Genomic DNA, 11,283 nt, shown 5'->3' on the forward strand with positions numbered 1-11,283 from the left:
CAGTGGCTTAGCCCAACATGATTTAAAACTCAATTGAGCGGAAGTATCCATACATTATAGCTTCAAAAAAAATGCGAAAAAAATATCAACTTTTTCGCATTTTTTTTTGGCTCAACTGAGCCTTAAATCCTATGATGTTATCAGCAGTTGGGCTGATGAATACCGCTTTAAAATATAAAAATTTCAATACTTCATTTAATGGATTATACATTGGTGTATGAACTCGTTCAATGAAGCAAACGGAGGAATCCGCAATACGTTTCTTTATAAGGTACTTGATTTTCTCAAAAAAAATCATACCTTTGCAAAGTCTTGACGTTTTACGTAACAAGTGTGAAACACTCGAACGCTGCAAGCGTAAACTTTGCAATTCTAAATTAAAAGAAACTCCTTTCATATTCATCCTGAAATTTTTTAAATAATAAATTCATCAGCCCAATTGCTGATCAACGATTGTATATAAACAATTGTTCATATATCTCTTTTATCCTCTGAAAAAGGTGTACATACACAACCAATTTGGGCGTGTATGAACACCTTTTTGTTTTTTTATATTTCAAAGTAATCTATCGGGTTTTTAAAATTTTTGAAATTATTTTCTGAAACATGTGTGTAAATTTCTGTTGTTTTACTCGTTTTATGTTCTAATATTAATTGCCTTCGCATTATATAAATGTTAAAATTACTTTTGCAAAAATAAAAGAATTCTGATAGTTGGCAAACTTTTTTTATCTTTTTTCCTTTAATCCCATCCCTGAGTTGATACTCTGACGGCATATCTGTCAGGGATTTTTCAATTATTTGAAAAAAGAGGTGTAGCCAATTAATAGATTTTTGCAATACTTTTCTTGTTTCCTTGCTCGGAATGCTTGCTCAACAAAAGTATTTTCTAAATTTTACCAAATATTTCAGACAATTCTTTCACAGAAAATTAATTTTTTTTCTCCATCTTTACATATTTTAATAGATTAATAAAGATGATATTACGAGATTATTACTGAATTAACTGGCTTAGGCATTTTTCAAAATATCTTATTATAGCTATAATATTTTTATGTGCAAACAGTCTGATTGCACAAAACCTTGATTTACAAAACAAAAATGTAAATATTGTTGGGCGGGGCGAAGTGGAATGGTTGACAAATAGTCTCTGTATTAAAGATTGCTTTATTGCATTAAAGCAGGAAAACCCCAACCGCTTTATATTAGAGTTTTCTGCTAAAGGATTGGAAAAAGATGATGTCCAGTTATGGTCAGGATTTGGATACAAGGATAGGGACAACAGGTATTCTTTAGGATTACGGGGAGGTAACAACCAGGATATTTATCTCTGCAAATATCAGTCTGGTGCTAATAACAAAATGCTGGCATTAGAGTCAATAGATTTTGATTTAAAACCAAATGAATGGTACCACTTGAAAGTTGTTTTTTGGGAGGGAAATATTAGGGTTTACCTTAATGATGAAACACAAGCAAGAATTGTAGCTTTTGATGACAATTATTTAACGAAAGGAAGTTCAGTACTGGGGGGAGGATGGTTAAAAACGGAATACAAAGAACTAAAAATTGTAGAACTCTCGGATGAAAAAATTGACCATTATGCACAAGATAGCATAAAGTATTCACTTCGTTTATCTTCCGAAGAAAAAGAAAAGAAAAGAAAAAATCAAAGGGAAAAGTATAAAGCACAAAAAATAGAAGAAATAAACAGTACAAGAACTGAGGTATTCTTAAATGGTGATTGGTTGTTTTTGCCTGCTTATGAGGTGAAAGAAGATGACGAACCTTATGCAGAAAAGACAGACGACAGCAAATGGCATATAATGAATGTGCCTGGCTTTTGGAATCCTGTACGAAACTGGTTGCATTTGCAGGATTCTCACCTGCCACACAGCGGAAGTGGCATTTCTGACAACTACAGGGAGAAGGAACAAGCAAGATGCAATGCATTCACATTTGACTATCAAAAAACACAATCGGCATGGTACAGACATGCGGTTGAACTAGCTGTCGATGTTAAAAGCAAAAAATGGGTACTACATTTTGATGCAGTATCAAAAATTGCAGATGTATATGTAAACGGACAACTTGCAGGAAGACACATTGGAATGTTTGGTGATTTTGAGTATGATATTTCCAGATATTTACATCGTGGGAAAAACATCATTGCCGTTAAAGTAGTAGTAAGGAAAGATGAAAAAGCAGCCGATGCAGATGAAAAAGTTACTCAGGCTGTTTCCGTTGACATTACAAACGAAATGCTAAACTCTTTGCCCTACGGAATGTTCAGGGGCGATGAAGGAGGAATATGGCAGGGAGTTAAACTTATTGCAAGCCAAGCACTACATATTAATGATGTATATGCAAATACACGTATGAATGGAGCCAAGCTGGAACTTGAAATAAAAAATGATAACCCCACCGCCGAAAAAATAGAAGCAAAATTTAAGATCTTTGATCTGCAAACAGGAGAACTATTTTATACTCTTTCTAAAACTGAAGAAAAGATCATTAATCCCGGACAAACTATAATATTCAATTATGAAACCGCTGAGCTTTCTCCCAAACTATGGAGTCCTGAAAAACCTAATTTGTATAAACTGGCAACTTACATATACAGGCAGGATGAATTGATTGATGAAGTTGAAACCACTATTGGTTTCAGGACAGTGGGAAAAACTGGGAATCAATTTTCTTTAAATGGAAATCCCTATTGGCTTCGGGGAGCTAATCATCCTCCATGTGGCATCGCTCCAAATGATCCAAGCTTAGCCAATACATTTTTTAAATTGATGCATGATGGAAATGAGATGATTACTCGTTCTCATGGCTGTCCATTTACAGAAGCTTGGATGAATGCGGCAGACAAGCAAGGAGTAGGAGTTAGTTATGAAGGCAGCTGGCCATGGCTTATGATTAGTAATATTCCATCGGAGGAACTGCTCCAAATTTGGAAAGAAGAAATGTTAGCTCTGGTAAAAAAATATCGTAACCATCCCTCCCTCTTCATTTGGACCATCAATAATGAAATGTATTTTACCATGTTTTACCATAATGATCCTCCGGAACTACGGCTGAAAAAATGGAAAATCATTTCAGAGCTTATCAGGGAAATAAGAAAACTATCTCCCAATACATTGGTTTCAGCAGATTCAGGTTATGGAAGGATAAAAGCCGATTATGATAAAAATCTAAAACCTCATGATATTGATGATGGAGATATAGACGACAGGCATGTTTATTTTAATTGGTATAACAGAGATTTTTTTCAGGTGTATAATGGAGAATGGGCAAAACGAATATATTGGTCACCCGGAGCCAATCCCGATCGTATCTTTTTCAGTCAGGAAACTTCAACAGGATACACCAATAATGACAATGGTCATTATAATCGAAAATATTTGTTTAACAATTACGTGCCCCAGGCCTGGCTTGGCGATTGGGCATATGAAGAAAAAAATCCTAAGCATACATTACAAAGGCATGCTTTTATGACAAAGGAGTTGTATGAAGCTATAAGAAGAACTAGCCCGGAAACTGCAGGTGTGTTGCTTTTTGCAAATCTGTGTTGGTTTAAAAATGTTTATGATGAGAATAGAATAAAGCCCTATCCGGTTTATGATGCTGTAAAAAAGGCAGCGAGTCCAGTTTTGATTTCTGCTGAATTATTTGGCAGGAATTTTTATGCAGGAACAAACATAAAACCCAGGATATGTATTGTAAATAATAATACCGAAGGGGAAGACATTCCTCTATCAACAATTGAATGGAAAGTAGTTCATAACAATCAGGTATTATCTTCAGGAGTGCAACAAACTGCCATTGTAAAACATTATGACAGACAGTGGCAAGAGTGCGAAATCAATCTCCCGGAAAATATACCACATCCCAGATCATCATGTAAACTTGTTATAGAACTGAAATCCGGAGACAAATTAATATCAGAAAATGATTATGATATATTATTAACCACCAAGGATTGGGCTAAAGGCAATTCAAAGTTCACTGATAAGAAAATAGCTGTTTTCGATTTGAGCGGAAAAACTTTCAATGTACTTGATAGCCTAAATGTTAGATATCAAAAAATGGAAGATTTAACAGAAGTACGAATTATAGAAGCAGACCTGTTGATAGTAGCCAATCTTGATATCGAAAATGAAATACCATACAATTGGGAAGATGTAAGGAGGGTTTGCAATAATGGTACAAATGTTTTGCTAATTCATCCAGGGAAACATTTAAAATGGATTTACTATAATGAAGTTGAATCCATTTATGAGCGAAAAGGAAGAGTAGTAAACATGCACATCCAGGAACATGGTACTTTTAATGATATTGAACCGATGGAATTAGCGTGGTGGCATCAAGAAGAAAATGAATTACCCAGAGCATGCCGGCGCTCATACCGTTTGAAAGACACAAAAAATATGAAATCCTTATGCAATTACATTAGACCGCATACAGGTTTAGGCAAGGATAGACAATCTTATTTATATGAAATGAGCGGCATTCCTCTCTTAGAAATAAAGGAAGGAAAAGGAAGAATGATTGCTTCTGAGATGGAAACAAATTTGGGCTATAAAGACCCAATTGCTGCAAGACTATTAGTGAATCTATTACAAGAATTATTAAAATAAACAGAGCTATACACAAAAAAATATAGTGATATAAAACTTATTGAGGAAAATGAGAATGTGCAAAACTCAAGAAATTTTAAGGGCTTATGAGTGAAAGAAATTCAAATACTATTGTTGGAGTTGATATTGGTGGGACTCATATATCCGCATGTCTTGTCAATGCAAAAAACTATTCAATTATAAAAAATAGTTACCGTGAATACACGATAGATGCCAAACAGTCGGCCTTTAAGATATTAAATGATTGGAGCAATTTAATAAATGATACTATACTCAATATTCCAAAGGGATGTGTAAAAAGTATTGGCATTGCAATACCGGGACCTTTCGATTATAAGAATGGAGTATCCAAGATGTTTGGTGTTGGCAAATACGAACAACTTCTGGGGATTAATATCAAACAATATTTTAGTAACAGGCTTAATTTGAAAATTGATTGCATACATTTTATTAATGATGCAGCAGCATTTGCATTAGGTGAGTATCATCAGAAGTATAACTCTAACTACAAAAAAATCTTGGCCTTGACTTTGGGTACAGGGTTTGGGAGTACATATGTTCATGATGGAGTTCCACAATCTAAGATGCTTTATAATATTCCCTTTAAAGAAAGCATAGCCAATAATTATTTCTCAACGCCTTGGTTTGCAAATACCTATAACAACAAATATTCAGAGAGAATAGAAAATGTAAAGCAACTTTTTGACTTAGCTGAAAGTGGCAATAAAAATGCTATGGCTATCTTTGAGGAATTTGGAAACAATCTTGCTTATTTTATGAAAAATCATCTATCGCCTGAAATGGCAGAATGTTGTATTATAGGAGGAAATATTAGTAAAGCCTGGAAGTTTTTTGCACCTGCACTAAATAATAACTTAAGCAGATATTTAGAAACACCGATTATTCAGGCAGATACAGATTCTCAATCTTCAATAATCGGAGCCGCCATAAGCACAATTAATCAAACTAAAGTGAAATCAAATAATAGAAAGACTACACAGTTTCTTATTCCTGAAAAAGTTAGGCAAACACAAAGTGGGAATTATGACATTTATCCGGGATTTAAAGTTCCTGAAAACTCAATAAAGACAGGATATAGTAAATTAGCAGATTATATTGAAAAGCATAAAACTATTGTGATAGATGGTTATGTGGGCGTTAATTGGGATGACCTGCGAAAAAATTTAAGCTTACAATTGTACAGTAAAGGATTAAAAGTTTTATGGTATGATGTTTCTGCCGGCATAAAGGATGTTAGCGAAATTGATAAACTAATAGCTCCATTTCTGGGTGGTGATGACCCAATTTTTGGGACAAGAACCTCATTAAAGTTTGAAGATTATTTCAAATTGGAATACTTAAATGAGATTAAAGCTGACAACGATGCAGATATAAATATTTTATATGGCTCGGGTGCTGCATTAGTTAAATGGGATGCTCCACTATTATATGTTGATATTCCCAAAAATGAATTGCAGTTTAGAATGCGGGCAGGTGCTATAAGCAATCTTGGTGCAGAAAAAGCCATTGATGCAAAAAAAATGTACAAGCGTTTTTATTTTGTTGATTGGGTTTTGTTGAACAAGCATAAACAAAAATTATTACCAAAGATTGATATTATTATTGATGACCAAAGACCAGAGCAGCCATTCTGGACTACTGGAGATTGCCTGCGTAATAGCCTTAATAAAATGAGTAAGAGTTTTTTCAGAGTACGGCCATGGTTTGAGCCCGGTCCCTGGGGTGGTACATGGATGATAAATAATATTGAGCAATTGAATATTGATGTGCCAAATTATGCATGGTCATTCGAACTTATAGTTCCTGAAAACGGTTTATTGCTTAATGATAATGGTAAAATGCTTGAGATTTCATTTGATTTTTTAATGTTTCAGGAATATCGGAATGTATTAGGGGAAGCCGCTGGTCGCTTCGGCAACGAATTTCCAATACGCTTTGATTTCCTTGATACATTTGATGGAGGAAACTTATCCGTTCAGGTACACCCACAACAGGATTACTTTGTGAAAGAGTTTGGAGAAAAATTCACTCAGGATGAATGTTATTATATTCTTGATGCGAAAAACGATGCCAAAGTTTATCTTGGTTTTGATGAAAATGTTAATCCGGAGAAATTAAGAACTGAACTTGATTATAGTTTTAAAAATTCAACTGAGGTTGATATAGATAAATATGTAAATTCTATAAAAGCAAATAAACATGACCTGTTTCTAATTCCGGGTGGGACTATTCATGGTTCCGGAAAAGATAATCTTGTACTTGAGATTAGCTCCACGCCATATATTTTCACTTTTAAATTATACGATTGGCTACGACTTGATCTTGAAGGAAAACCAAGGCCTCTAAATATTGAAAGAGGGTTTAAAAATCTGGATTTCAACAGAAAAGGAGATGTAATCAACAAAGAGCATATTTCAATCCCTGCTGTGATTAAGCGAGGAGAAGATTGGAAGCTGATACATTTGCCTACACATAAAGAACATTTTTATGATGTGCACAGGTATGAATTTCATGCAATAATTGAAGTTCAAACAAATAATCAATGCCATATTCTGATGTTGGTTGAAGGAAGCTCTCTTATTCTGGAAACAGAAAATGGAATGAAGCAGAGATTTAATTTTGCTGAAACCTTTGTTGTTCCTGCTGCATGTGGAACGTACAAATTGATAAACGAAAATAACACTCTGTGCAAAGTAGTTAAAGCATTTGTGAAATCTGAAAAAGTATAGAAATGACTAAAAGGAAAGTAATATTAATAAGTTTTATCTCTGCTTTAGGTGGACTGTTATTTGGATTCGACACAGCAGTAATTTCCGGAACCATCAGATTAGTGAGTAATGAGTTCGTTTTAGGTGTTGACCTAGAAGGATGGTTTGTAAGTTCAGCTATTGTAGGATGTGTAATAGGAGTTGCCTTAGCCGGTGTAATTAGTGATTTTTTTGGCAGAAAGAAGATCTTAATTGCATCAGCAATATTCTTTACAGTTTCTGCAATAGGATGTGCCTTAGCAAAATCTATAACCACCTTGATTATATTCAGATTAGTTGGTGGTACCGGTATTGGTTTAGCTTCAATATTATCGCCAATGTATATTGCTGAATTATCTCCCTCAAAACTCAGAGGTAGATTAGTTGCATTATATCAACTGGCAATAACTATAGGAATTCTTTCTGCTTACCTTTCCAATTCATACATCGTTAATTTGTTTCCTCAGGAAAATGAAGATGTATGGAGATGGATGTTTGCTACTGAAACTGTACCGGCACTACTGTTTTTGATTATGCTCATATTTATTCCGGAAAGCCCAAGATGGCTGCTATCAAAGAATAGAATTGAGGAAGCAAAAGCTATTCTATATAGATATTTGCATAAAGATGAAGCAAATAATCAAGTTAGCTATTCTATATTACAGCAAAAAGAAAACAGAAATATTTTTGAATTATTAAGGAATAAATCATTGTTATTCTTACTATTTATAGGTGCTGCTTTGGCTGCATTCTCGCAGCTAAGCGGAATTAATGCCATAATATATTTTGGACCTGATATATTAAGTAATGCCGGATTAACATTAAGCGATTCATTGGGAGGACAGGTATCCATTGGAATAGTGAATGTGTTATTTACATTTATTGCAATTTTAAAAATAGATTCATGGGGTAGAAAACCTTTGCTACTTTCAGGGATAATTGGAGTGTTTATATCCTTAGTAATGTGCGGTTTCTATTTCTTATTTAATCTGGAAAATACACTCCTGATTATTATTCTTATTACTGCATTTATTGCATGCTTTGCATTCTCATATGGACCGGTAACCTGGATCATAATTTCAGAAATATATCCAACCAAAGTAAGGGGAACAGCTATGTCTATTGCAACACTGTCCCTATGGATAACTAATGTTCTTATTGCACAGTTCTTTCCAAGAATTAATGCATGGTCCAATGGTGGAGCATTTATTATTTTTGCAGGAATTACGCTGATTGCATTCTTTTTCGTGAAACGCTATATTCCTGAAACCAAAAATATGAGCCTTGAAGATATTGAAAAGCAATTGGCCTGAATAATTCAAGAATATTTCTACTACAAGATCAAGCTGCACATCATATTTGACCGTCTATATTCTTTTTCGATAAAATAGCTTGTTGCTATTGCTCAAGAATAAAAATTTGCGGAAACTCAAATCTGACGCACATTTTGAGTTTTCATTACGAAAATTCACAAATTAATCAGATTATAAATTATTTTCTTAAATTTGTTAACAATATGTTAAATTAGCAATATGATAAATATGGAAATTATTGGTAGAATTTATGCCCGCAATCGACTACTATTCTTTACTATACTTTTACACTTACTTAAAAAACAAAAATGGATTATATAAATAAATCATCACTTTATCTTTCTAATGAATATAATGCAATTTTCGATAATGCCGGAGTAGTTTTAATGTTAATTGACAAAGAAGGTAAAATTCTGAATATCAACAAATCCGGACTTAGAATGGTAGGCAAAAATAAAGAGGATATCTTGAATGTTTTAGCCGGTGAAGTTTTTAATTGTATCAATTCATGGGCTGAGGGGAAACCAGTATGTGGGATTGGAAAGAATTGTGTTCATTGTGCAGTAAGAAATATTTTTAGTAATACTTTTTTAACAAAGAAAACAAATTATAAAATTGAAGGAACATTGGATGTTGTATTAAACAATAATACAACTAAACTAAATATATTAGTAACAGCTGCCATAATAAATTCAAATAATAATGAATGTGTATTGTTGACAATTGATGATATTACAGGTCAAAAGAAATTAGAACACAAGCTTAAAATAAGCGAAGAAAGATTAAAAAAGGCACAACAAATTGCTAAACTCGGACATTGGGAATTAGACATAGTAAACAATAAATTAATGTGGTCTGATGAAATATATCGTATTTTTGACATAAAACCGCAAGAGTTTGACGCAACTTACGAAGCATTCTTAAACAACATACACCCTGAAGACAGAGATAAGGTAAATGAAGCATATACTAGCTCATTAAAAAATAAAACAGATTACGAAATAGAGCATAGATTATTATTGAAATCAGGTAAGATTAAATATGTGTTGGAGAAATGCCATACAGAATATAACGAATTAGGAAATCCCATCCTCTCAATAGGCACAGTTTCTGACATTACAGAATTAAAAGAAAAAGAAAATAAATTGCAAGAAGCAATTGAGACAAAAGATAAATTCTTATCGATAATAGCACACGATTTAAGAAGTCCCTTCAATACTTTATTAGGTTTTAGTGAAGTTCTTATGAAAGAACATAAAGAGTATGGCGTTGAAGAACGTGAGAAAATGATTAAATTAGTTAATCTTAGTGCAAATATGGCTTTTAATTTGTTAGAAAATTTACTTTCCTGGTCATTATCACAATTCGGGAAAATTAAATTTTCACCTGAAAAGTTAAATTTAAAAACTCTATTGTTAGGTATTCTGGATGGTTTACAACAGCTTGCATACAGAAAAAACATTCAGATTTTAGAAACATTTTTTGTAGAAGCTGTATGTTTTGCAGATAAAAATATGATTGCAACTATTTTTAGAAATTTAATTTCAAATGCAATTAAGTTCACCAACAGAAACGGGACCATTACAATCGCAGCTGAAAAAGAAAATGGTTTTCTTGAAATTTCTGTTACAGATACAGGTGTAGGAATCCCAAAAGAAAGAATTGATGATATATTTTGCACAAACAAAAACATCTCAACAAAAGGAACAGTAGGTGAAAAAGGATCTGGTCTTGGTTTAATTTTATGTAAAGATTTTGTAGAAAGACATGGCGGTAAAATAAGGGTGAAAAGTGAAATTGGAAAAGGCACATCATTTATCTTTACAATTCCTTTATTAAAAGATGAATTAAGGTAAAATACTTGCTGTAAGGAAATAGTAGCTGCTAACATCATATGATTTAAAACTCAAATGAGCCACAAAGAATGCAGAAAAATTGCCGTTTTGTTTTTCGATGATTAGGTAAGATTTGATAATCATTTTTCCAAATTGATAGTATTTCAGTATACTTGCTCACCAAGTGCATTTTTGAATTTTGCTATATACCTCAGGCAATTCTTTTACAGATAATTCATTTCTTTTTCTATCTTTACATATTTTAATAAATTAATAAATATGAATTTATGAAATTATTACTGAATTAGCTGGCTTGGGTTTAGTTCAAGAAAGCATATAGATATAAAAAAATTACAATTGTGTTTACACCTCCTATTTGGTGGATTTAGAACTGGAGCCTGCACTTTTGTTATACAGCATAATAAAGTGCGCACATTTAGCTAAAATTTGAAATATGGATAAAACACAATTATTAACAGTTGGAGTGATTGGAAAATCGCTAAAAGAAAATGAGAAACGGGTACCAATTCACCCGGAGCATATAGAACGAATTCCCAAGAATTTACGAAGTCAAATTACTTTTGAAGAGGATTATGGATTGAGATTTGGCATGGGGAATGATATTTTGGCTAAACTAACATCAGGGCGAGTTGCTTGTAGAGAAGAAATACTAAGTAGCTTCGATTGTGTATTAATGCCTAAACCTTTAGCAAAAGATTTAGCTCAAATA

The 11,283-nt window shown here is 33.1% G+C and carries 6 protein-coding genes; 5 read left to right on the forward strand and 1 reads right to left on the reverse strand.

The window, feature by feature from the left end; genetic code table 11:
• Positions 1–85 precede the first annotated feature (85 nt).
• Complete coding sequence (locus HN894_09710) at positions 86–403, reverse strand: hypothetical protein (protein ID MBT7143604.1); 318 nt, start codon at positions 401–403, stop codon at positions 86–88.
• A gap of 733 nt (positions 404–1,136) precedes the next feature.
• Between HN894_09710 and HN894_09715 the strand changes: the two genes are divergently transcribed.
• The 5 genes from HN894_09715 to HN894_09735 form a co-directional block, all read left to right on the forward strand.
• Positions 1,137–4,637: a hypothetical protein gene (locus HN894_09715; protein ID MBT7143605.1), complete on the forward strand. Its 3,501-nt coding sequence runs from the start codon at positions 1,137–1,139 to the stop codon at positions 4,635–4,637.
• An 86-nt stretch (positions 4,638–4,723) separates the two neighbouring features.
• Entirely contained in the window at positions 4,724–7,387 is a 2,664-nt protein-coding gene (locus HN894_09720) for an ROK family protein (GenBank protein ID MBT7143606.1), read from the forward strand.
• A gap of 2 nt (positions 7,388–7,389) precedes the next feature.
• Positions 7,390–8,718 (forward strand): sugar porter family MFS transporter, encoded by a 1,329-nt coding sequence (locus HN894_09725; protein MBT7143607.1) that lies wholly within the window; start codon positions 7,390–7,392, stop codon positions 8,716–8,718.
• Positions 8,719–9,026: 308 nt separating this feature from the next.
• A complete protein-coding gene (locus HN894_09730; GenBank protein MBT7143608.1) occupies positions 9,027–10,574 on the forward strand; it encodes a PAS domain-containing protein in 1,548 nt (515 codons plus the stop codon).
• Positions 10,575–11,007: 433 nt separating this feature from the next.
• Positions 11,008–11,283 (forward strand): hypothetical protein (locus HN894_09735; GenBank protein MBT7143609.1); only part of this gene is annotated, 276 nt, incomplete at its 3' end.

It is taken from the genome of Bacteroidota bacterium (assembly GCA_018692315.1).
GTDB lineage: Bacteria > Bacteroidota > Bacteroidia > Bacteroidales > JABHKC01 > JABHKC01.

What these genes read in the sequence shown, in the direction of transcription:
- HN894_09725 (MBT7143607.1), top strand. Translation starts at nt 7,390, where the DNA reads ATGACTAAAAGGAAAGTAATATTAATAAGTTTTATCTCTGCTTTAGGT.
- HN894_09720 (MBT7143606.1), top strand. Translation starts at nt 4,724, where the DNA reads ATGAGTGAAAGAAATTCAAATACTATTGTTGGAGTTGATATTGGTGGG.
- HN894_09710 (MBT7143604.1), bottom strand. Translation starts at nt 403, where the DNA reads ATGAATATGAAAGGAGTTTCTTTTAATTTAGAATTGCAAAGTTTACGC.
- HN894_09730 (MBT7143608.1), top strand. Translation starts at nt 9,027, where the DNA reads ATGGATTATATAAATAAATCATCACTTTATCTTTCTAATGAATATAAT.